Genomic DNA, 23,639 nt, shown 5'->3' on the forward strand with positions numbered 1-23,639 from the left:
AACGTGCCGAATGTATCGGGAGTGATCAAATCCATTCAGGACATCATGCGCAAGGACGCAGGCGTCGATGGCGATGCTCAGCGCATCGGACAACTGGTCTGGATGTTCTTCCTGAAGATTCTGGATGACCAGGAAGAGTCGCTGATGCTCCTCAGCGATGACTACAAGTCCCCGATCCCAGATCATCTGCGCTGGTCTGCCTGGGCCACCGACCCCGAAGGCATCACCGGCGATGCGTTGCTGGATTTTATAAACAATCAGCTCTTCCCCAAGCTGAAGAACCTGTCGCTCGGAGGGCCGGAACGTGATCGCGCGCGCGTCGTGCACGCCGCGTTCGAAGATGCCTACAACTACATGAAGAATGGCACGCTGATCCGGCAGGTCGTCAACAAGATCAATGAGATCGATTTCAACAACACTGGCGACAAGCACGCCTTTGGTGATGTCTACGAGCAAGTTCTGAAGGACCTCCAAAGCGCTGGCAATGCCGGCGAGTTCTACACTCCGCGTGCCGTCACCCAGTTCATGGTCGACATGCTCGATCCCCAACTGGATGAATTGGTGCTGGACCCCGCGTGCGGAACGGGCGGTTTTCTGGCTCACGTGATGGATCACCGCATCGAGAGATATGTCGAAACGGTCGAGGACCGGGCGACGGTCCAGAACAATCTGTTAGGCGTTGAGAAGAAGGCGCTGCCGCATTTGCTGTGCGTTACCAACATGATGCTGCACGGCATCGAAGCGCCAACCAACATCCTGCACGACAACACGCTCTCCACGCCCCTGAAGGATCATAAATGGCGGGGCAAGATCGATGTCATCGTCACCAACCCACCCTTCGGCGGCATGGAGGAAGATGGCATCGAAAAGAACGTGCCACAGGCGTTCCAGACGCGTGAGACAGCGGACCTTTTTCTGGTGCTGATTATCGAGCTTCTGAAAGATGGCGGCCGAGCCGCCGTAGTCCTGCCAGACGGCACCCTCTTTGGCGAAGGCATCAAGACGCGCATCAAGGAGAAGCTGATGACGGAGTGCAACCTGCACACCATCATCCGCCTGCCGAACGGTGTCTTCAATCCATATACCGGCATCAAGACGAACCTCTTGTTCTTCGAGAAATGCCACAAGGATGGAAAAGGCAACGCGTTGAATCCGACCTCGGAGGTTTGGTTCTATGAGCACCCCTATCCGGAGGGTTACAAAAACTACTCCAAAACGAAGCCCATGCGCATCGAGGAATTCAGGGGCGAAGACAGCGAGCAGGCTTGGTGGGGTGACGTCAAGACGCGTGCTGAACGCAAGGAGAATGACCGCGCTTGGAAGGTGAGCGCTGAAGAGATCAAGGCCAATGGCTACAATCTCGACATCTCCAATCCGCACCGCAAGGAAGATGGTCACAAGGACCCGGCGGAGTTGCTCGCCGCATGGCAGGAGAACCGTAAGCAACTCGCCGCCACACAGGAACAGTTGAAGATGGCGCTGGCCGAAGCGCTTACCAAATCGACGGCCGCCTGATGCTTGCAGAAACGTTTCTAGAAGAATTTGGGCGACTCGCGGCCGGAACCGATGGCGTACGGAAGCTACGAGAGTTGGTCCTGAATTTAGCGATCTCCGGAAGACTGTCGGATCGGCGACCAGAGGACGGACATGCGCAAGCGCTCGTCGAAGCTGCGGCCATAGCGATCCGATCTGCGGTTAAGTCAGGAGAAATTCGGAAGCCAAGGTATTTTGGGAAAGCGGAAGACCGTACCCCAACAAACTTGATACCTGCAAATTGGGTTACGACATGTCTTGGCGATCTAGGGCTGATCTCTCCTCGAAATGAGGCGCCAGACGAAGCTGCGGCGGGCTTTGTGCCCATGGCCAAAATCGAAGCTAAGTTCGGTCTCCCGCACGGATTCGAAGAACGAAAATGGGCGGATATCAAGAGCGGCTACACACACGTAGCAAACGGTGACGTTGTTCTTGCTAAGATTACCCCCTGTTTTGAGAACGGAAAATCTGCAGCAATAACCGGTTTGCCGAATGATCTTGGCGCGGGAACAACGGAATTACACGTATTCCGACAATTGGCTCACGTCGTTGAGGAAGACTACGTCCTAGCATTCTTGAAATCCGAAAGTTTCATCCAGGCGGGCGTACCGAGGATGACAGGCACCGCCGGGCAAAAGCGCGTCCCGGCGGACTATTTTGCACTATCGTCTTTCCCCCTCCCGCCCCTTCCGGAGCAGCAACGCATTGTCGCAAAGGTTAAGGAACTCATGGCGCTGTGCGACGAACTGGAGACGCGACAGGCTGAAGAAACGGGGCTGAAGCGCGCAGCCGCCGCTTCCGCCCTGCATCATTTGACCGAAGCCAGAACGCCGGAGGAAAGCGCCGACCGTTGGTCCTTGCTCGTCCCCCGTTTCGGCGAGCTGTTCGACGAGCTGGAGACGATCAAGGCTTTGCGGAGAGCGATTCTCCACTCAGCGGCGTTCGGCCAGCTCACTGAGCATTTGCCAACAGATGGATCAGCTAGCGAGCTTTTGGATGAAATAGGCGCACAGCGCTCAAAGTTACTGTCCGAAAATCTACCAACGAAAAACGAAGCTGCTACACAATCTAGAAAGCTAGACAATCAACAAATTCCAGACGCTCTCCCAGCACTTCCCACAAATTGGCAGTGGGCGACCCTCATGCAGTGCTGTCGTTGGGTGGTCGATTGCCGAAATAAGACTGCAAAGTATTCTACATCGGGAGCTACTCTCCTCCGTACAAACAACATTCGCGATGGAAAATTAATTCTAGCGGATGTCAAATTTGTTGACGACGAAACCTATGACAAATGGACCGAGAGGTATCGGCCTGCGGCAAATGATTTAATCATCACGCGCGAAGCTCCAATGGGTGAGGTCTGCCTTTTGGATGATCAATATACATATTGCCTCGGCCAGAGATTGATGCTCGCAAGCATAATTCCCGGAACTATTGAACCGAAGTTTTTGCTATATTCGCTGCGAGATCCCGAATTGATGGACCGCGTTCAAGACAAACCAGTTGGGTCGACGGTTCAGCACTTTAGAGTTGGTGGGATTGAAACGCTTTTGGTTCCGGTTCCGCCCCTAGCCGAACAAAAGCGCATTGTCGTCAACGTGGATAGACTCATGGCGCTGTGCGACCGGCTGGAAGAGCAGGCACGTGAGGGCGAGCGACTGGGCGCCGAGCTGATGGCCTCCCTGGTTCACGTACTGACTGAAACGGACCCAGATGGTGGTGGTGCAGTGGAACCAGTGGGACTTAGTGCGGACACACCCAGTATCGCTGCGCCGGAACAGGCCAATACCTCTGAAATCCCAGGGGCCAAAAGCGCCCATGACGTGTTCCCCTCGGAAGCGGACAAGCGCGCGGAATCAGAAGTGACTTCCGAGGTAGACACGAAATTTAAGGAAGCCGTGTTGGTCGGTGCCATTGTCAAAGCCTTCTTCGACGCCGGCGGTGAACCTATCGGCAATTTCCGTCTACAGAAGGCGGTCTATTTCGCACGCCGGCATAATGGTGAGCATGTCGGTCAAATGGAGTATCTCAAGAAGGCGGCCGGTCCCTACAACCCGTCCATGAAGTATTCCGGCGGTATCGCCATCGCGAAGCAAAAGAGCTGGCTTCGCGAGATGCGCGGTCGATTTGGGTTTGGCCATGTGCCGGGACCAGCGGCCGAGGAGATGGAGCACTGGTTCGCCAAGTATGGCTTCGGAGACCCGGCCCGGTGGGTCGCCGAACATTTCCGCTTCAAGAAAAATGAGGAATGGGAAACCCTTGCAACGGTCGATTATGCCATGGAGCACCTTCAGTCGCTGGGGGTCGAAGCTGATGCTGCGCAGGTTCTGCAATACATCCGCGCTGACGACGAGTGGCGTCCCAAGATCGAAAAGCTCAGGTTGACAGAAATGTCAGTCGGCACCGCCATGCTTGAGGTGAAGGCGCTTTTCAGCGCGGAAGGCGGGGATGGCTCGGTGTGATCATTTCGCCTCTGGAACATGCGCACGATTTTCAGAAAGTCTTCGGGCTGACGCGGCTGGCGACCACGATCGACAAGGCGGAAGCGGCGCTGGGGACTCTCGAACCGGAGACGATCGACTACTGCAAATGCGTCATCGAGATTATCTGCAAACACATCCTCTCTGAACGCGGCATTCCTTATGATGATCTGAAGCTGCCGAAGCTGGTCAAGCAGGCGTTGTCGTCTTGCGGCTTCGACAATGAGGGGATCGCTGGCAACCTTTCGGGGATCGTCGGTGCGCTTGCGGAAATTCGCAACCGAACCGGCATTGCCGGACATGGGCAGCACGACAGCCAGGACATGCCGTCGCAAACGGATATCCGGATATTTGTGTCGATTTTTGAAAGCGTCATCAGCCTGCTCTGGCATGCCTTCAATAAGTTTAACATCGACCTGACCCTGACGAAACTCCGTTTCGATCTCATCGAGCAACGTCTCGAACTCGCGTCCTTCAACGAAGTCTTGGATGTATCAACCTCGATCACCCACGATCAGGAAGAGGGGCGCATCTATATTAACGGCAAAGAAGTACGGCCCTCAGAGCTGCTGTTCATTTTCGACCGGAACTCGTACTCCGAAGAGCTCAAGAAGTTCCAGATTTCCGAGGTCGTTGCTGAATCTGAAGAGGAGGCATCGGCCACATGACCACGCATCTCACTGCCCGCATCGCCTGGCATGACGACGGATGGAACGGGCGCGTCTGCTCGAAGCCAGAACTCAACACCTACTGCGTTGGCCTGAAGTCCTATCCTGGGGACGTGATCCACCGAGAGCGGAACTTGGGGAGGGAAACGGCTTGCGCCGGCCAAGCGGTCTGCAAGCTCAAGGGTGACGACATGCCACCCTGCATATACAGCATCAATGCCTTTGGGCCCGACGCGATCCGCGGCTATTCCAATCCACCAGACTTCTTCTACGATGGTGCTGATCGGGAAGAATGGGATATCCCGCCTTCGACCGTCTGCGTCTGGCCGTATGAAGCCATGTATGGCGATGAGGTTTATACTGACGGCCGGCTCGATAACGATAAGCGACGCAGAGGCGCGGACGAATTTTTCGCAGAACTGGACGATGGCGAAAGCCTGATCTTCTACTATGCCAACCACTCCAACCCGTTCACCGACGAGAATGACCCCAAATATGTGATCGTCGGGGTCTCGCGAGTAAAACAGGTCGGCAAACCGCTTTTTTATCCGAACGCCACGGACGACATCAAAAAGCGCTTCGCTCAGGGCATGGTTTGGGCGCGCAATGTGACGTCCTACTACCCTGATGAAGGTTTCCGCATTCCCTATCACTCCTATCGCGACAAACCCGAAATTCTCGAGAAGATCCTCGTCACACCTGAAAATCCCGCCACGTGCAAATACGGTGCGCGTCACCTCACCGATGATACGGCCATCGGGATGCTGGAGCAACTGCTCGATGCCATAGGCCGGCTCAAAGAGATCGGAGACGCCCAGGAAGATTGGGACCTTCGCGAAAAATGGGTACAGGCGCAGATCGGCAAGCTTTGGCAGCGGCGCGGCTTATATCCTGGCCTGCTTACCGTGATGGATCTTCTCGATGCGGAAGTCAGCATCAACAACGCCAAATGGTATTGCGACAGAAGGGAGGAGAAGAAAGCCTACGAGCTTTTCTTTGATGCTCTCGACAGCGGCAAGGATTGCCCCGAACTCGAACTGACTGGGCTAGTGGCGAAACGTGTCTCGCGTTCCTGGCAGTTGCTGGAAGACGGTGTGCGTATATTCCTCAAAACAGTGGCGGTGCGCGTCGACCTCTATCTCGATCAGCTTGAAAGCATTGTTGGCCAGAAGCGTACTGCGCATGGCCTGCCTGAAAACCTGAAGGAAATTGTCGAAGACCCCTATCTGCTAAGCGAACTCTTTGTCGGAGATGCGCCCGAAGACACCATCCCGTGGAGTACGATCGATCGCGGGGTCTTTCCGTCACCAGAACTCGGCGGTGAGATACTATGCGACATGCTCCTTGATGATCCTCGTAGGCTTCGTTCGCTGTGCGTGGAGCAATTGCGGCGCGAGCCCAACCAGACGTTCCGTCCGGCGGATATCATTCTGAAGGAAATCAATGCCCGAATGGATCGGATGCCGGAATGGAAACGGCATAATTTCAGCCTGCGATATTTTGAAGTTGACCGAGATTCGCTCGAAAAAGCGTTGGTCCTAAAGAAGGAGGACGAGCGCCTCTACCTCTATCTGAAGCAGGTATTTCAGGATGAGCGTAGGGTCGAAAAGGCGCTCACAGAGCTTTTCGACCGGCCCGCCATCGCTCTGTCCCGCCCACTCCCGGATGGGTTTTGGCTGCGTGCTGTTTCCGATGATGAATCGACCCTTTCAAAGAAAGGTGGCGAGGAATACCAGAAAGCGGTGGCAGCCCAAGCAGAGCAATGCGCTCAAATATTTAGGTTGCCTCTGTCGGTTGTGTCCGGTCGTGCGGGCACCGGCAAGACAACCATCATCCGCGCCATAGTTAAAGGCATCCGGCAGGTCGAGGGAGTTGGCGCGCCGATCCATGTGATGACGCCGACCGGCAAGGCAACGGACCGCGTACGGGCCGTATTCGAACGTCACAAGATAGCTGGTGTTGAAGTATCGACGATCCACTCCTTCTTGGCTTCAAACGGCTGGCTCAATGACAACCTGACTTTCAAGAGATGGGGTGGGAAACGCTCTGACCTGGAAGGCACGATCGTCATCGACGAAACATCGATGCTTGATCTTGCGCTCGCCGCGACGTTCTTCCGGTCAATCGAATGGCAAAACGTGAAGCGTCTGATCCTCGTTGGCGATCACAATCAACTTCCTCCGATCGGCAGGGGGCGCGTCTTCTCGGATATCATCGAATGGTTGCGCGAGTCCGAAACGCATAATCTCGCGGTTCTTGAGACCAATATGCGTCAGATGGAAAATAGGCTCGACGGGAAAGGTCAAGGCATCCTCGATCTGGCAGAGCTATTTCTGGTCGATTCCGCCGTGCAAAGCCAACAAACGACGCCTGAGGCAGAACACCTCCTTCAGAAGGTGCACCAAGGCGGGAAGATCGACGAAGATCTGGATGTTGTCTATTGGAACTCGGCCGATGACCTCGTGGCTAGCTTGGTGTCAGACCTAGTCTCGGTCTTACCTCGAGAAGAGGCGGACCCGCCAATCTATAAATTGTGGCGCAATGAGATAATTCAAAACAGCCCGGAGCGCTTGCAAGTTTTGACTCCCCACCGCGGAGAGCTTCATGGCGTCGAGGCGTTGAATATTGAGCTTCAATCTGTTCTGACAAACGACCTGATCGATCGGGTAGGTGCAGTTGATGGCATCACGTTGAACGACAAGGTCATCCAGATCCAGAACAGAACATCTCGGCGGGGGCTATGGGCCTTTGATTTCTCTGTCGGAAAAGCACGCCAAGTTGAGTTATTTAACGGAGAGATCGGGTATGTCGAGCCCCATAATTTCGACCGGGCGGACCTTAAGAAGGTCTTCGCGGGCTACAGCAAAAAGCGCCTGAAACGATTTCAGGTTAAATTCGCGCGAAAGGAGAAGATTTGCGTAAACTACGGTCGCGAAATCCCAACAGCGACAAAAGGTAAGTTCACATCCGAGAGCGTCGAGAACAATCTCGAACTCGCTTACGCAATCTCTATTCACAAGTCCCAGGGAAGCGAGTTCGAGCAGACATTCGTTGTCCTCCCGGCGTCTCGACGCCCCCTCAGTGCGGAGCTTCTATACACCGCGTTGACGCGCGCCCAGGGCCATTGCAGACTGTACGTCCAAGGTAATCTCTCACCATTGTTGGACGCACGGCGCAAAGAGAACGCTCAGAGCGTGCTCGTTTCGTCATCGCTTTTCGGCCATTTCAGGACCGTTGATGACCGGCTGTTGGCTAGAAGCGACTGGTATGAAAGCGGCAAGATCCACGAAGCACTCAGCGGCGACATGGTGCGGTCGAAATCCGAGGTGATCATCGCAAACCTGCTCCATCAAGCAGGTATCCCATTTACATATGAAGAACCGCTCTATGCTGGAGACGGCAGCTTCTTTCTGCCGGATTTCACGCTTCGAGTGGGTGGTGAAAAATACTTCTGGGAACACTGGGGGATGATGTCACATGAGGGGTATTCGGCACATCGCGATAAAAAGAAGGTTTGGTACGAGATCAATTTCCCGGGGCGCCTGATCGAAACGCTGGAGAGCAGCCAGCTCAGTTCCGACGCAAACAGACTGATTCAGCAGATCAGGCGAAAATAGGCGCTAGCGCAGGCCTCGGCTCGTCGCACAGTACGAATGACGGTTTAATGACAGACAATCGCCATACCATCTCGATCGTTAGCGCAATTCCAATCAGCATCTATGTGCTAGGTTGTTCTTGATGAAATGCGGAATCCTGATCACAGGCTCCCTGTACTGGGACAAAGAAAACGGGCGGGACAACTGGCGCAAGAGGCGGCTGGACATGAATGCCAGTATCCCGGTGCGCGCACCTATCTATTACGGGCGCAAGTCGGCCTCGCGTGGCAACACCTACACGATGACGTTTCGACGGAACGATCCGTCAGGTATGGCGGCTCTTGTGCCATGTCAGCGTGAGATTGAGACGATCGATGACTTGAAAGACGAAGTCGAGGCCCTGTGGAAGGCGGAAGCTCCCAACTCCCAATCAGGCGCGATCGGCAGTGGTTGGGGCTGCGTCGGGGCGTTGCTTGGGAGTGACGAAGCCAGAGAAGCGCTGGCACAGGCTTGGAACACCCATTTCCGGACGCGTCGAACGGAAGGCCTCTCTATCGTGAACGCTGATGGCAATCTTGATATCAAGTGGCCGGAGGTTGCGAGCAAGGGCGCCGCAGATATCGATGTTTTACTAGCTACCTCAACCAAGCCGGCCACTGTGCCGCCTGGAGCAAATTCGGTCGCCGATGCGTGGCTAGGTCAGAATGACGGTTTTGAGCGCTACTTTCTTGAGAATGTACGTCACGGCATCCGAACGTCTGACGATGTTGAGATCTGGCGCAGGCTTGAAGAGCGGACGCCCGACTGGCTTAAATCCGATGACTACGCGCAGGCCATTGAGATCTTGCGGACCGAAGCGGCGGACCACCAATAGCTTTCATTGAAAATCGTATGCCGCGGGACGTCCATTGGAATAGAAGCCGCCATCTAGTCGTTCTGCACGAGACTCTTGAGATTTGAGATTATCTGGGAACGGACGTCCTCGATTGTCGAGTCGACGAAGGAAGCAATCATTTCGACGGCACGACCAACATCGCCGGGGTTGATCGGTTTATCACCGCGTGCGAGGAAGGGGCCGTCCGTCTCGGTCAGCACACGATGGATTGGTATTTCGCGCAATACGCGCTCGCCGGTCGCGGAAGCGAGCATGCCCTCGTTTACGGAGAAATAACAGCCACGGTCAACGGCCCTACGCACATCGGCCTTGCTGCCTGTGAACCAATGCAAGACGACGCCCGCCCGATCTGGCGGTAGATGCTCGTCGAGCATATCCAGGACCGGTTTCGTCGCCCTGACGCTGTGCAGACTCAAGATCTTGTCGCCTTGCTGAGCGCAGGCTCGAAGAATTCTGCCGAAGACCGACCTTTGCAGCTCGAAAGAGCGGTAGTGGGCGGGTCCGCGATCAAGCCCGATCTCCCCGACGTAGCGCGTTTGCGGCAAGAGCCTCTCGAACAGGTCGATCTCAAGATGCCGATCAGCGACGAGCTGCGGATGCAGACCGAGCCCAACCCTTACGAAGTCGCTGTCTGCGGACAATTCGACATTCCTTTCAAACGCCTTCGGGGTCGTCGTGACCGCCAGGGTCGCTACACGCTTGCGATCGCAGGCCGCAATCGCTCGCGCGAGGTCGGGATAGAGGTCGAGATGCGTATGGAAATCCACGTAGTCAGGCCGCATGGTCACCCGCCCGGCCGTGCCCGAACACCTTTCAGGAGCTCGGCGACTTCAAGGATGCCACGTCGAAACACGTCGGCGTAGTCCGGTATCTCATCCGGCTCGTCATGGAGCGGACCGGGCTTGTGGACCAGTATCTTCGCGAGGCCCGGTTTCGCCTTGATTCGCTTGGCCATCAGTTGGAAGGATCGGACGTGCTCCCCTTCGGGCTGGTTGGAGGCCAGGATATGCCCCTTCAGATCCTCAACCGTGTAGAGCGTCTCATCGTCTCCATCGAGACCGACTTCGAGCGAAGCTCTACGGATCAGGCACGGGACGCAGTACCCGCAGTGCCGAGGGGAGAGCTTTTTGTAACGCGCCTTCGCCGGCGACGAGCATGACATGGAGTTCGCCACTATCTTCTCAAGGAAAGCTTTGTAGGCACAGTTCGCGACCATCTCGCCCTTCGTCATGTGCCTGTATGGGTTGTTCAGTTCGACATCGAGGGCGAGAGCGTCGATTAGCCTCTGCATGCTCGCGATGAAGTGCGGATGCGCCGTCCGCGTGCTCAGCGCCCCAAAACGCAAGGGGTCTAGGGGTACGTTGAGCGCGATGAGGCCGTTCTCCGGTATGTCGATGGTGGTCCGTCCATCAATCGCCGACGCAGCCAGCGTCGCCAGCGAGTAGAAGAGGAAGGATCTACCCCGCTGCGTGTTCTCCGTCTCCCCCGTGGTGAGGTGGTGCTTGTCGAACCCGAGCCGCACCCGGAGGCTCTTGAAGGCCTCTTTCCCGAACCGGGTTTCCAACCGATCGAGGATATAGGCTTGGGCTTTGGCAGTCTCGCTGTCCCAGTAATGACTGACAAACAGTGGGCGCTCACCACCGCCCAGGAGATCGACTGCGCCGATGAGACTGTCCAAACCACCGGACAGGAGGCTGACCTTTGTCAGCCCGTCGATCGCCAAGCGTTTCGGAGCGACAACAAGAGTCTTGGTCCTCTTCGTCCGGTCACGGAAGAAGACACGCCACCGATCCCCGGAGAGGAATCGCAACATCGACTCGATCAACCCAGTGCTCGCGGTCCAAGCCGCGGCAGCAGATACCGGGACGTAGAGATCGATCTCGCGGGTCCAGCCGTCTTGCGCGTTCAGTTTTCGGGAGACTCTCGTGTCACCAGCGTTAACGAGCGCGGCGAGGACGACGAGGTCAATGCTCCTTTCCGAGGGGTGCAGCCCGAGGGAGGCGAGTTGGTCCAACGCGTGACCGATGCCGAAGCCCATGCGCAGGTCACCGTCCAGGAAATCGATCTCGAATACGTCGGAATCGGACTGGACCAAGTTGATTTTACGCTTGTCGTCGGGACCGAGCCGACCGATCAGACTGAACCTTCTCATCCGTCGTCTCCTAATGCCTCGACCAAGTCGAGTGCGGCGCCGTAGAGGTCGTCGACGAAGCTATCGATGGCCGCCGCATCCAGGTCGCTCAGATCGGTCCCGCGCGCGTCGAACTCATCGCGCACACAACCTTCGACGAAGTCATGCAACATGGCTTGCGCGCGTTCGACCCCGCTGATGTCCGAAGGCGCCGCGATGGCGTTGGTCCCTACCTCATTGAGAATTTTACCTTCGATCGAACGGCTCACCACCCCGATGAAGAACTCGCGCAAATCGTCTGCGGAGAGCTCGTCGAAGTTCCCGACACCGGAGGCAGCCAGGTCGGCGACTGTCTCAAGCATCGCGTCCCTCGCGATCGCTTCGTCTATGGTGCCGCCTGCAGGACACAGCATATCCGTCAAAGCGACGAACACCTCCTCGGCGGGAGCCCCCGCCATGCCCTCAAGATTGAACCGCCTCAGCGCCTCTGCCGGCCCCTGGCTGGCGAAGTTCCTCGCGAGGCCGGCCACGCCGCCAGCCACGGCGCGGGAGTTTGGCATGCGGCTCGCCGCAGCTCGTCCGCCGCCACTCGCACGTACATATCGGCCCGCACCTCGCCGCAGGGCTCGCTCATCGGACGTTCGCGCACCCCTTGTTATGTTCCCGCGTGCGCCCCCGAGACCCGAACTCGCCGGAACCGCAGGTATGGGCGGGTATGACCGGGCCGGTACCACCCCCGTCGGCGCTTCTCCGTTGTGATCCGGTCCGTTGGCCCCGTCGCCGTCTGTTGATTCCGGCTCAGCGTTATCGGGAGCTGCCGCGGGCGGCGACGCGGGCTCGTCGACCCAGCTCGGAACCAGCCCGCTTTTGGAGCCGCCGAATGTTCCGGACGTTCCCATCAGGTACGCTTTCGCTTGCTGGAGAGCTTCATCGCTGCGGACGACGCCGCCTTTAGCGGCTTGTTGTCATCCTGATCGGCCCAGCCTTTGAGCGTCGTCGCAAAGTCCGAAGCAACGTCGGCCTCACTAAACGCCGAAACCCAACCGCTGACGACCCATGGACCAAGCTTCGAGACCGGTAGGTCCTGCACGAAAGAAAGCAACGGTCGCTGCAGAAACGGATGCTGACGCGCCATCTCGGCCAGCCCCTTCACGCCCACAGGCTCTTGGGCAAGGTCCTCCGTATCCCGCACCTTGGCGCGCAGCGCGTCGAAGACCTGTTCCGCTTCGATCGACTGAAGCCTAGCAACTTCCGCCGCAGCCTGCTTCACCTGTAGGGGCGAGCCTTGGAGCTTCGCGACGAGCTCGTCCAGTTCACCCAGAGATGTGACCGCGCCAAAAACGCTTCGCCGGTCGCGGGTTACGAAAACGTATGGCCGGAGATCGTTCTCGGCGAGTGGCGGATCGATGGCGGCCCACTGCTTCGCCCATTCGATGTTTGGCCAATCGGGTAGCGACGCCTCCGTAGACGGAGCCCTCTCTCTTCCGTCCGCCGATTTCGTCTCCAGGCCGGAGGATGGGGCCGCGACCACGGCTTCGAGCGCAGCGAGCTCCTCCGACGCCCCAGTGTTGGCAGAACCGCGCGCCATCGCGTCGTAGAGCTCCGGGGCAAAGCGCTCCGCGAGCATGATCTTGGCGAGTACCGAGATGTTCAATTCATCGCGGAAGCCGCGCTCCTCGGCGATAGCCAGACGAAGCATCATCGTGTTGATGAAGCGTTTTATCTGCCTCGGATTGCCCCGCGCACCGTCCGCCAGAATCGGCGCGATTCGCCCGGCCAACTCCATCGCTCGCTCGACGTCGACCGGAACACCGCCTAAGGCCTTCTCGACCGTTTTGCGATCAAGACCGGGACCCTTCCACGGTCGGCGTAATAGCTCGCGCGCCAGTCCGGTCAGTTTCTGGAACTCGTCCGATTCCTCACCGCACGCGTTCAGCACCAGGAGCAGAGTCACGTAGATCCGCGTCTCGGCATATCCGAGCGAGGGCAGACGGAATGGAACCTGAATCAGCTTTTCAAGGTAGTTGCGGGCATAGGAAGCCGGACCGGTAACCACGGGCAGGTCCGGGAAATGTTGCCGCACGGCGTATTCGATCATCCCCTCATCCGCCCCGATGACAAAGGCCGCTCGTGGTACGAACAGGAACAACCTGATCGCCTCCAGTGTCTCGATCGCAATTTTCGGGAGGCATCGGTCGAGGTCGTCGACAAGGACCACAAGGCGATCGATCTCGGCGTCCTGTAAGAGTCTGGCGAATTCCTCCCGGAACGCGTGCATCTGTTCAGGCGCACTGTCTTCGGCGACTTCGCGCAAGAACTCGTCCGAACCCTTAACGAGCGCAGCCAGATTCTCCGGCGACACATCCTCGGCGCCCTTTCCGAGGAGACTTCGCGCGGCTTCGCCAAGATCCTTGATCGTCTCGGGATGGGGAATCCCGGTGGCCAACGTCAAGCCATACGCTCCCGCCTTGCGCGCGAGCTTCATCCAGTCGACCCGTCTCAAGACCTTCTTTGCCTGCTCAGCGACTTTCTGTGACATGGGGCGTTTGCGGCGCAGTTCCTCGACGATCGTTTCGATCAGAACGGCCTTTGCGTCCTCGAAGCCCTGGAACAGCCACCCGTTAAACCGCACACAGAGCACGCGATCATCGTCGGAAAACGCTTCCTCCACCATCATGAGGACGCTGGATTTGCCGGCGCCCCAGTCACCGTGGACGCCTACGCTCAGGGGTTCATCCGACTTCTCGCTCACCAGACGGACCACCGTCTTGGCGATCGCCTCGTAGTACAGAAGGTCGACCGCCGTCTCATTGTCCGCGACGATCATCGGTCGAGCCTCACACGCAAACGTCTGGCGCGCTCCTGAAAAGCCCCTGCGCCGCCTTCGAGAATATCGCACACCATTTTTCTAATCTCTGCATTCTCCAATCCCCCGGAAATATAGGTGATCGGCGGAAGCGAATTGTGGGGATGCGGACCGGCTTCTGCAATGATGATTTGGTCAGCGTCAGTATTTATGACCAAGTTAGCATTGTGCGTGACCATGATCACCTGGCGATGTGATTTGGCCTCTGTGAATAGCTGTACTAGTTCATCAAATACCGATTTCGGGTCTAAATTCTCTTCCGGCTGATCGATGAGAAGCGGCCGGTCATCCTTGTCGTCCAAACCAAGGTAGAGAAGCAGAAGGACAATGCCGCGCGTGCCCGGGGACAGCTTACGGATATCGACACCATCGTATTCGATCCCGTATCGGATCTCGATATGATCAGTACTGAACAGCCATTGAGCGAAGCGTTTCGACCATACACGAAACTCGGCCTGGTCTGTTCTCGCAACCGGTGAATGGTCCAGCAGATCGTTCTGGTATAGCCGTCGGAACTCCGCCATCGCCCCGATAACCGCGGCGGAATCTCCGGTTTCCCAAGCGGATTTCAGTACCTCATTTGCCTTTTGCTGAAGCGTTCCCTTCCCTCGGAAGGCGCCAGTTTTTCTCAGGTCGATAAGGCCATCCTCGGCCACATCTGCCCATTGTTCCACGTCGGCTATGCGTGCGACGGAGAACGAGAGCTTCTTCAAGGTGCCCGAGGATGCGCCAAGCCGCGCCATCAAGGGCGCGTATAGTTCTTCCAAAACAGACTGCTCGGCGACCAGCGCATCAAAAGCCCTGCCATAGGCTGCTTCACGATCGGCCTGTAGCTGGCGGGCGCGGTCCTTGGCGCCCTTGGCATCGTTCAGTTTCTCCGTCAGCGTCTGCAGTGCCGCTGTTTCGGTTGCGATGTTGCTGGAGAGCGCGGCATAGCGACGTTGTGCATCCTTGTCGGCGTTGACCAGCTTTTCCAGCCGCGCCATCTCGGCTTCCAGCACCGCTTGGGTTAGCGTGGTGAGATCGGTGTCGTCGGGAAAATAGGGGGTGTTCGGGTCGCCGGGCTGCGGTGGTGTGCCCTTGAGTTTGGCGATTTCGCCATCGACCCATTTCACATAGCCGCTCAGATTGTCATCGACCGGTCCCGTATAATCCAGCAGGAAGGCGGCCCACTGCTCGTCTGTCATTCCACTGTGCTCATGGCGCGACTGAGCATGGCGAAGCGCTTCAGGCGCCTGGTTGCGGCGCATGTCCTTCACTTCATCCTGCATGGCAAGAAATGTTTGTCGCCGCCCTGTGTACCGGCGAAGCTTTGCTCGGACCTGGTTGGCCGCACCGGCCAGCTCCGTGTGTCGCTGAGCTCTTTTCTCGCTGCCTTTCGACACCAGCTTGGCGCGGTCGGCCGTGTAGGCATCAACCAGCTTCTTTTTCTTCGCTACCTCCGCCTCGTAGCTGGCGACGAGTTTTTCCTTCTCCAGCTCTGTACTGATGCGATCAGAGATCTGGGCGACAGCTTCGGCCTCCCTCGCGCGAGCGAGACGATGCCGTGATGCGCGCTGTTCCAACAGCTCCGCAAAATTCAGCGCGCCGTCCCGGGTTTCATCAGGATGCGCCTCGAAAATCACACGCTCCATTTCCCGGAGCAGCCCGTCGGTCAGGCCGTTTGACGAGCAGAGCTCCTCGACAAACTGTTGAGACAGATATCGCACGCGCTCATAGCTGAACGGTCCGTTGGCGTCGGAGCCATTAAGGGCGCGCGTTTCGGGGTCTCCAGCCGCCCACTTCACCTTTACCTTTGCATCACCCACAAGTGGGCGAGCGCGAACGAGGAAGGAGGGGTTTGCCCATTCGTCGGCTTTCCAGGCATCGTCCGGAATCGAATCGCAGCCGGCTGCGATCATGTCTGCCAGCGCCGTCTTGCCAGAACCGCGGGCTCCGATGATCGCGACCAGGCCCGGATTGAGCGATATGGTCGACGTCTTCATCCACGGCGCATCTAGAACCTCGATCCCGGCAATGACCTGCGAAGGCGTTGCCGACGCTGGCGGCTCGCTCCCGACATGCGCCCGGTCGCCCGGGTCGATACATGCTTGCCGCAGCGCGTCGAATTCGAGCCCGCCCTTGATCCAGGAGAAGCGGTCCCCGAACGGCGAGGCAACACTCTCGAGGTCATGTGCATCGCTTCCATGCAGGCACGGCTTGAGGCCACCGTACACTTTACGAATTTCATCGGCAGACATTGAAGGTTTGCGGCCTAGCCAGAATTCCCGCTGCGCTTCGCTACTGGCGAATATCACATGGGCAAAGCCTTCGATCTCACGTCGGATGGTTTGATCGGCGGCCTCTCGAACGCCCGATGTTCCATCGTTCGCCCCGCCTGCCACGCCGATCAGAACGTTCTTTTTCGCCCAGCCGCTCTCCGCATACACTTCCCGAAGCTGCTGGAAATTGACCTTGAACTGGCTAGCGCCATAGGCGAGTGCGGCTCCATCGTCGGCAATGTTCGGATCCGCCTTCTTACCCAACCTGATCAGATCGGCCCGCGTGCAGTCGAACCGATCCTGCATCGCGTTGAACTGCAGACGAGACAATAGCCGTTGCAGCTCATCGATGTGCTGGGGATCTTCGGGGCTAACAAACAGGTGCAGATTGACGAAGCCACCTTTCGAAGTCGCAACGTCGAGCCTCACCTCCACGTTCGGAAAGATGAGGGCTGCGTTCGGGAGTCTGCCCGCATCCCGGTGTCGTAGGACTTCCCGATAAGTGTCGGTCACGTAGTAGTCAGTGACGGCAATCGCCTCGATGACCGGCGTCGCCTGTTCAAGCGCCGTGAGATAGTCGTCCCATGCGTTCGGCCCGCTGAACTGATTGTTCATGACGGTACCCGGCGCATGGATATGTGGCTCCCATCTCCGCCACTCCGATCCACGATTCAGCATAAGCCCCCCTTAAATCCTTTCGTCCCTGAGTGTTCTCCTCAGTGCAACCATCCACTCTGTCACTACTGACTCAGTTCGTTTGCCCGCCTGGCCCGTGGCATCAGGAAGTCAGCGAGTTCCTCAAGGACCGGCGCAAGAGGCCCTGGATCAATGGCAACGTCTTCGACAAAGGCGCGCCACTGTCGCTGCCTTTGTTCGTCCGCCGCAAATGCCGGCGTAAGCGCGTCGGGCGGTTCGGACGGGATCGCCGTTTCGCGCCGCGCGAAGGTCGCGGCGATCGCCTGCGCAAGCCTGTCGTCATCGAAACTGAATGAGCGGCTGAGAATCCAGATGTCGTAGAAGTCCTTCATCCGGCTGTTCGCCCGGCCCAACGCCACCATCGCTTCGAACTTCTCGGCGATAACCGTCTCCCGCGCATAGGCGCGCAGCCTCGGCGCGGGCAGGTCGAGCATGACCGGGTAGTCGACGACTTCCGTCCCGGGCTCTAGCGCATCGCCAAAACCAATATCGATCGTGAGGTTGATCCGGGCGCCGCCAACCGTAGCGATGGCGCGCAGCCGGAGACCGCCATAGTCGAGATCCTCGCGAATGCGATCGACGCGTAGCGTGTCCGGATCGAACACGGCGCCGTCCTCGACATCCTGGGCGAGGATTTCCCGGAATGTCGCCATCATCGCGTCCTCGCTCGGATCGCCGAAACCCAGCAAATCGAGATCACGCGTGCCGCGGTGCGGATCGTCGAACCAGCTCATCATCAGCATCGCGCCTTTCAACACGAAACGATCGGCATGGGGCGACCGGCTGAGGCGGAAGAGAAGGCGTTCCAGCGCAAAGCGCGTGAGCACGAGATCGAAACTCTGCCCGTTCGCCTTGGAGAGCCTGAGAAGCCGGGCGCGCACCGAGGCGCCGATATTCTTGATCTCCCTAGCCATTGGCGGTCAGTGCCTCCAGATAGGGGCGGATCACGGTCCCGACCCCGCCTGTATCCGCTGCCCTCGCGATCTCCGCGGGTGTGGCTTTACGTTGCCGCAGAGCCTCTTGCAGGCCTTCGAGCGCGACGGCGAGACCGATCTTGCCGCGATGACGGAAACAGTCTGCGACAGTCTTTGCCACGCCGAATACCTTTACCGATACGCCTTCGATCACGTGGGTCTCGACGCTTTCGGCAAGCAGATCGTCCGAGAAACGCAGTACACGGATCGGCATATCGCTCGGCTTCGGCGTCCAGTCGTTCCGGCCGATCGCTATCCACACCTTCTTGGGAAGCTGATCCGTGATTCCATGAAAGGCGAGCGCCGAGACGAGGCAGATCACCCCTTTGGGGAAGCGCTTGGCCGCCTCGGCGAGGCTGTGGTTTGCATCGAGCTCTGCGTCGGGAAGCTGGTAGAGCCCGCGCGCCAGGCGGATGACCTCGCCATCCTTCTCCATGCGGCTGACGGTTGCGGCAGTGACACCGGCTTCTCTGAGTTCCGCGAGGCGCATAATCCCACGCGCCGCGAGGAGATCGCGGGCTATCTCGCGTTGGGACCGAGTTCGGGACATCGATATATATTCTCGCACTTCAGCATCCATAGTGTGAGGTTTTGTATCACATGGAATGGCGAAAGGAAAGACAAAGCCTCGCCCCACTCAGGGAACCTGTCCGAGATCGTTAGAAGAAAGGGCGTCGCCCTCCGGGCCGGGCTGTGGGCGGGGCGGAAGCACCGCTTCGGCTAATTGGGAGCCAATGTTCCGCTGATTGGTATCTCGTTGACCGCTGGTTGGAAGTCTGGCTGGGGAAAGCCTTCCCCTGCGGCCGAGCCTAGGTCTCGGCCGACCCCTTCTGCGGGGAGACCCCGCAACGCCCCCAGAGAGTAAGAGTTCGGCGGCTTTCGCCGTGACGGGTTTGGAGGTCGAGAGAGAGGCTCCCGGCCAGCCCGTCGCGGAGATTGACCCATGACCAACCTTGAAACCCTGTACGGCCGGCGCGACGCGAGCGGCGGCTACAAAGTTGATATCTCGAGCGGAGAGCGGATCAGCCGCGTCTCCTCGGAATGGTTTTCGCGGCCGGATGACGAGCGCTATCTGTCCCTGTCGGAGCTCTACGCCTCGGTGAAGAGCCGCGCCGAGCGCAGCCGCACGCGGACGGTCGAGAGCGCGGCGATCCGCGTCGAAGCCCATCGCGACGATCCGGAAAACCTGGCGCTTGTCCTGCCCGAAGCCGACGCGCCGGTCCACGCCACCCATTGGAGCTTCGGCCAGCTCGCCAGCCTGGTCAGCGCGCCGGCGGCCTATCTGCGCCAGCTCCCGGCGCCGCTTGCGGGCATCAACCTGCAATACGGGCTCACCTCGCACCGAGCCGAGCAGATCAAGACGCTGGAAACCGAGGATGGGCGCACGGAGCTGCGCGCCGTCACCGGCCCGGACTATGGCCGCATCTACGACCACGAACTCGTCGCCGCCGTGCAGAAGATCGCAGGCAACGGAACCGGTGACACGCGCTGGAAAGTGCCGGGCACGCTCGACTGGTCGAGCGGCGTCTACAACCCGATGGTCGACATTACCAAAGATACGACGACGCTCTACGCCTCCGATCGCGACGTCTTCCTCTTCCTGGTCGACGACATGAACCCGATTGAGGCGGGCAAGCTGCCGGATGGATCGCCCGATCTCTATTTTCGGGGATTTTATTGCTGGAACTCGGAGGTCGGCGCCAAGACACTAGGCATCGCCAGTTTCTATCTGCGCGCCGTCTGCCAGAACCGAAATCTCTGGGGCGTTGAGGACTTCCAGGAAATCAGCATCCGGCATTCCAAATACGCCGCCAATCGCTTCGCACACGAGGCGGCGCCGGCTCTGACCCGCTTCGCCGATTCCTCGCCACGCCCCTTCGTCGAAGGTATCCGTGCGGCGCGCGAGCGGATCGTCGCCCGCAGTGACGATGACCGCACCGACTTCCTCCGCAAGCGGGGCTTCTCCAAGGCGGAGACGGCCAGGATCGTCGAGACAGTCCTCGCCGAGGAAGGCCGCCCACCCGAGTCCGTGTTCGACTTCGTGCAGGGCATCACCGCCGTCGCCCGCTCGAAACCGCAGCAGGACGCCCGGCTCGATATGGAGGGCAAGGCGAAGAAGCTTCTGGAGCGCGCGGCGTAGCTGCGGCCAGCGCTCCGCCTCTCCGGTCCGTCGCTTCCTCAAGAGGAAGAGGCGGGCCGGGTTTTTCGTGACGGGTTTGGAGGTCGAGAGAGAGGCTTTCGGCCAGCCCGTCGCGGAGAACTGACATGACCAAGTTTCAGAAAATCACTCTCAGCGCCTCGCGCGACATCCCCTTCAACAAGCTGGTGCTGAGCCAGTCTAATGTCCGGCGCGTGAAGGCTGGCGTCTCGATCGAGGAACTGGCCGAGGATATCGCCCGGCGTACGCTTCTGTCTTCGATCACCGTCCGGCCGGTGCTGGACGAGGACGGCGCTGAAACCGGCATGTTCGAGATCCCGGCCGGCGGACGCCGCTACCGGGCGCTCGAACTTCTGGTCAAGCAGAAGCGGCTGAACCGCACTGCGCCCGTGCCCTGCATCGTGCGCACGGACGGCCTCGCCGAAGAAGACAGTCTCGCCGAGAATGTTCAGCGTGCGCCGCTTCATCCGCTCGACCAGTTTCGCGCCTTCCAGGCGATGCGCGAGAAAGGCAGACACGAGGAAGAAATCGCGGCGGCCTTCTTCGTCTCGACGAATGTCGTCAAACAGCGGCTCAAGCTCGCCGCCATCGCGCCGTCGCTTCTCGAGGTCTACGCCGAGGAGGAACTGACCCTCGACCAGCTCATGGCCTTCACGGTCAATCCCGACCATGAGCGCCAGGAACAGGTCTGGGAGTCGATCAAGCGGACTTACGCAAAGCAGCCCTATGAAATCCGCCGCATGCTGACCGAAGGCGCCGTGCGCGCCACCGACCGGCGGGCGCAGTTCATCGGGCTCGACGCCTATGAGGCGGCCGGCGGCGCCATCCTTCGCGATCTCTTCCAGTCCGATGATGGCGGCTGGCTGCAGGATGTAGGCCTGCTTGCGAAACTCGTCGATGAAAAGCTCGAAACCGATGCGGAAGCGATCCGCGCCGAGGGCTGGAAATGGATCGAGATCGGCACAGATTTTCCATACGGCCATACCTACGGTCTGCGCCGGATCATCGGCGAGACCGAGCCGATGAGCGAGGACGAGATCGCGAGCTTCCACGCGCTGAAGGCCGAATACGACAAGCTCGAAGACGAGTACGCCGACGCCGAGGAGTTCCCGGAAGATATCGACATCCGGCTCGGCGAGATCGAAACGGCAATGGAAGCCTTGCAGGAGCGGCCCGTCCGCTTCGAGCCGGACGAAATCGCTATGGCGGGCGTCTTCGTTAGCATCGGTCATGACGGCCGCCTGCGCGTCGAGCGCGGCTATGTCCGTCCAGAGGACGAACCCAAAGTCGAGACCGATGGGCAGGATGAGGCCGATGGGATCGACACCTCCGCCGATGAGGAGGTCGATGACACCACGCCTGCGCATTCCAGCGATGAGGCCGAAAAGGAAGACGATGGTCTGAAGCCGCTCTCCGATCGTCTCGTCATGGAATTGACGGCGCATCGCACGCTCGCCCTTCGCGACGCGCTGGCCAACGATCCGCAGACGGCTTTCCTCGCCGCCCTGCATGCGATGACGCTGCGGCTCTTCTATCACTATCCGCTGGATAGCTGTGTCGAGATCACGCCGCACAGTGCCGGTTTCGGCGCCCAGGCGCCGGGCCTAGGCGACACGGCCTATGCGCTCAGCGTCGATGCGCGCACGAAGAGCTGGCTCACGACGCTTCCCAAGGCGCCTGAAGATCTGTGGGACGCACTCGTCGGTTTCGACAGCGACAGCCGTGAGGCGCTGTTCGCGCATTGCGTCGCCATGACGGTCAATGCCCTTCAGGAGCCCTACAATCGCCGACCGCGAGCACTCGCCCACGCGGACGTGCTGGCGGCGACGCTCGGGCTCGACATGGCGGCGGCAGGCTGGACGCCGACGGGCGAGAGCTATCTCGCGCGCGTCACCAAGGCCCGCATCCTCGAAGCCGTGCGCGAAGCCAAGGGCGATGAGGTAGCCGCCCGCATCGCGGGTCTCAAGAAGCCGGAGATGGTCGCGGCGGCCGAAGAGGTACTCGAAGGAACCGGCTGGCTGCCCGAAGTCCTGCGCATGCCGGTTCTTCCCGAGAGCGAAGCGCAATCGGCGGAGGACGGCGGCGAAACGGCCATGGGCGATTCCGCCGTCGTCGCCGATGATGAACCTGTCACCGGCAACGCCTTCGCCACTGCGGCCGAGTGACCGGGAGCCATCCCCCCGTGGCTCCCGCAGCCGCCCCTGGAGCCCGCCCATCGTGGCGGGCTCCTTTTTTGCGTCACCGTGGAGGCGTGCATGACCGATACAACATCCGATATTGCGCGACGGCTCGGGCGCGAAGCAGAGGCCGTCTGCCGTCATTATCTTTCCAACGGCCGCAGGCAGGGCCGCTACTGGATTGTTGGCGATGTGGAGAACACGCCCGGACGCAGTCTTTATGTTCGCCTGACGGGACCAGCCCACGGTCCGGGCGCCGCCGGGAAATGGACCGACGCCGCCACGGGCGAGCATGGCGATCTGCTCGATCTCATTGCCGCCGCGCATCATTTGCAATCCTTCGGCGAGACACTCGATGAGGCGAGGATCTTCCTGAGCCTCCCACGACCTGAACCGCCAACTCGCGAACGCGTGGTCGCGCCCAGAAGATCGCCGGAGGCTGCACGGCGCCTCTTCGCCATGGGAAGACCGGTCGGTGGAACGCTCGCCGAGCGCTATCTTCATCGACGCGGTCTTTCCGGGCTTGGCGATGCGGCAGCGCTGCGATTTCATCCGCACTGCTACTATTGGCGCGAAGGTCAGCCCAAAAACACCCCACCGGAGACCTGGCCAGCACTGCTCGCGAAGGTCACGGACGGGAACGGCAAATTGACCGGCGTCCATCGCACCTGGCTCGATCCGGTGACGGCTCGCAAGGCGCCCCTCGATCCATCACGCAAGGCGATGGGGAACCTGCTCGGCCATGGCGTGCGAATCGGAACCGCGAGCGACATCCTCGCTGCTGGCGAAGGGCTGGAAAGCACGCTCTCCGTGCGCATGGCGTTGCCCAACATGCCCGTCATATCCGCGTTGTCGGCCAATCATCTCGCCGCGCTGATCCTGCCGACCGGGCTTCAGCGTCTCTACATCGCCACCGACGCCGACGAAGCAGGCGACATGGCCACCGCCAATCTGATCGAACGCGCAGGAGCCGTCGGTGTCGAAACAATCCGGCTTTTTTCTCTTGGCGGCGACTTCAACGAAGACCTCCGCAAGCTCGGACGGGACGACCTAAGGACGCATCTGGGTCAGCAACTGGCCACGGCCGATTTCTCACGGCTGCTTTCCAACGAACACTGAGCGGCTGAGCAGGCCCGTCACTGGTCTGGTCGCTATCGTCAGATCACCTCCTAATTCGAGAGCCTCGCCTTCGGCCTTCCGGGAG

General features: G+C 59.3%; 15 protein-coding genes. 8 read left to right on the forward strand and 7 right to left on the reverse strand.

The features are described from left to right. Positions 1 to 3: 3 nt before the first annotated feature. The 5 genes from CFA77_RS01910 to CFA77_RS01930 all read left to right on the forward strand — a co-directional run bounded on the left by CFA77_RS01910 (position 4) and on the right by CFA77_RS01930 (position 9,151). Positions 4 to 1,515 (forward strand): class I SAM-dependent DNA methyltransferase, encoded by a 1,512-nt coding sequence (locus CFA77_RS01910; RefSeq protein ID WP_242517451.1) that lies wholly within the window; start codon positions 4 to 6, stop codon positions 1,513 to 1,515. Further along, on the forward strand, positions 1,515 to 3,995 hold the full coding sequence (locus tag CFA77_RS01915; RefSeq protein ID WP_206992019.1) for a restriction endonuclease subunit S: 2,481 nt from the start codon (positions 1,515 to 1,517) through the stop codon (positions 3,993 to 3,995). The genes CFA77_RS01910 and CFA77_RS01915 overlap by 1 nt, the downstream gene beginning before the upstream one ends. Next, positions 3,992 to 4,681 carry an abortive infection family protein gene (locus CFA77_RS01920; protein ID WP_206992020.1) on the forward strand — a complete coding sequence of 230 codons (690 nt, stop codon included), beginning with the start codon at positions 3,992 to 3,994 and terminating at the stop codon, positions 4,679 to 4,681. Before CFA77_RS01915 ends, CFA77_RS01920 begins: the two co-directional genes overlap by 4 nt. Beyond that, on the forward strand, positions 4,678 to 8,298 hold the full coding sequence (locus CFA77_RS01925) for an ATP-dependent RecD-like DNA helicase (protein ID WP_206992021.1): 3,621 nt from the start codon (positions 4,678 to 4,680) through the stop codon (positions 8,296 to 8,298). The genes CFA77_RS01920 and CFA77_RS01925 overlap by 4 nt, the downstream gene beginning before the upstream one ends. 205 nt (positions 8,299 to 8,503) lie before the next feature. Continuing rightward, positions 8,504 to 9,151, forward strand: a complete 648-nt coding sequence (locus tag CFA77_RS01930) for a hypothetical protein (protein ID WP_206992022.1) — start codon at positions 8,504 to 8,506, stop codon at positions 9,149 to 9,151. A gap of 53 nt (positions 9,152 to 9,204) precedes the next feature. Here the strand turns inward: CFA77_RS01930 and qatD are convergent, their stop codons facing one another. The 7 genes from qatD to CFA77_RS01965 all read right to left on the reverse strand — a co-directional run bounded on the left by qatD (position 9,205) and on the right by CFA77_RS01965 (position 18,650). After that, positions 9,205 to 9,954, reverse strand: a complete 750-nt coding sequence (gene qatD / locus CFA77_RS01935) for a Qat anti-phage system TatD family nuclease QatD (protein WP_206992023.1) — start codon at positions 9,952 to 9,954, stop codon at positions 9,205 to 9,207. A gap of 2 nt (positions 9,955 to 9,956) precedes the next feature. Further along, complete coding sequence (gene qatC / locus CFA77_RS01940) at positions 9,957 to 11,324, reverse strand: Qat anti-phage system QueC-like protein QatC (RefSeq protein WP_206992024.1); 1,368 nt, start codon at positions 11,322 to 11,324, stop codon at positions 9,957 to 9,959. Further along, on the reverse strand, positions 11,321 to 12,202 hold the full coding sequence (qatB, locus tag CFA77_RS17240; RefSeq protein WP_305798373.1) for a Qat anti-phage system associated protein QatB: 882 nt from the start codon (positions 12,200 to 12,202) through the stop codon (positions 11,321 to 11,323). Before qatB ends, qatC begins: the two co-directional genes overlap by 4 nt. Beyond that, positions 12,202 to 14,130 (reverse strand): Qat anti-phage system ATPase QatA, encoded by a 1,929-nt coding sequence (qatA, locus tag CFA77_RS01950; protein WP_206992026.1) that lies wholly within the window; start codon positions 14,128 to 14,130, stop codon positions 12,202 to 12,204. Before qatA ends, qatB begins: the two co-directional genes overlap by 1 nt. Next, positions 14,127 to 17,108, reverse strand: a complete 2,982-nt coding sequence (locus CFA77_RS01955; protein ID WP_206992027.1) for a TrlF family AAA-like ATPase — start codon at positions 17,106 to 17,108, stop codon at positions 14,127 to 14,129. Before CFA77_RS01955 ends, qatA begins: the two co-directional genes overlap by 4 nt. Positions 17,109 to 17,170: 62 nt before the next feature. Then, positions 17,171 to 18,040 (reverse strand): nucleotidyl transferase AbiEii/AbiGii toxin family protein, encoded by an 870-nt coding sequence (locus CFA77_RS01960; RefSeq protein ID WP_206992028.1) that lies wholly within the window; start codon positions 18,038 to 18,040, stop codon positions 17,171 to 17,173. Next, the gene (locus CFA77_RS01965) at positions 18,033 to 18,650 is read right to left on the reverse strand and encodes a type IV toxin-antitoxin system AbiEi family antitoxin domain-containing protein (protein WP_206992029.1); all 618 of its coding nucleotides are present in this window, start codon (positions 18,648 to 18,650) and stop codon (positions 18,033 to 18,035) included. Before CFA77_RS01965 ends, CFA77_RS01960 begins: the two co-directional genes overlap by 8 nt. A 393-nt stretch (positions 18,651 to 19,043) precedes the next feature. On the opposite strand from CFA77_RS01965, the gene CFA77_RS01970 reads away from it, so the two are divergent. From CFA77_RS01970 to CFA77_RS01980, 3 genes are all read left to right on the forward strand, one after another. Further along, complete coding sequence (locus CFA77_RS01970) at positions 19,044 to 20,240, forward strand: DUF932 domain-containing protein (RefSeq protein ID WP_206992030.1); 1,197 nt, start codon at positions 19,044 to 19,046, stop codon at positions 20,238 to 20,240. 125 nt (positions 20,241 to 20,365) lie between these two features. Then, on the forward strand, positions 20,366 to 22,423 hold the full coding sequence (locus tag CFA77_RS01975; RefSeq protein ID WP_206992031.1) for a ParB/RepB/Spo0J family partition protein: 2,058 nt from the start codon (positions 20,366 to 20,368) through the stop codon (positions 22,421 to 22,423). 90 nt (positions 22,424 to 22,513) lie between these two features. After that, positions 22,514 to 23,554: a toprim domain-containing protein gene (locus CFA77_RS01980; protein ID WP_206992032.1), complete on the forward strand. Its 1,041-nt coding sequence runs from the start codon at positions 22,514 to 22,516 to the stop codon at positions 23,552 to 23,554. Positions 23,555 to 23,639: the final 85 nt, after the last annotated feature.

The organism is Hyphomonas sp. KY3 (assembly GCF_017309975.1).
Taxonomy (GTDB): domain Bacteria; phylum Pseudomonadota; class Alphaproteobacteria; order Caulobacterales; family Hyphomonadaceae; genus Hyphomonas.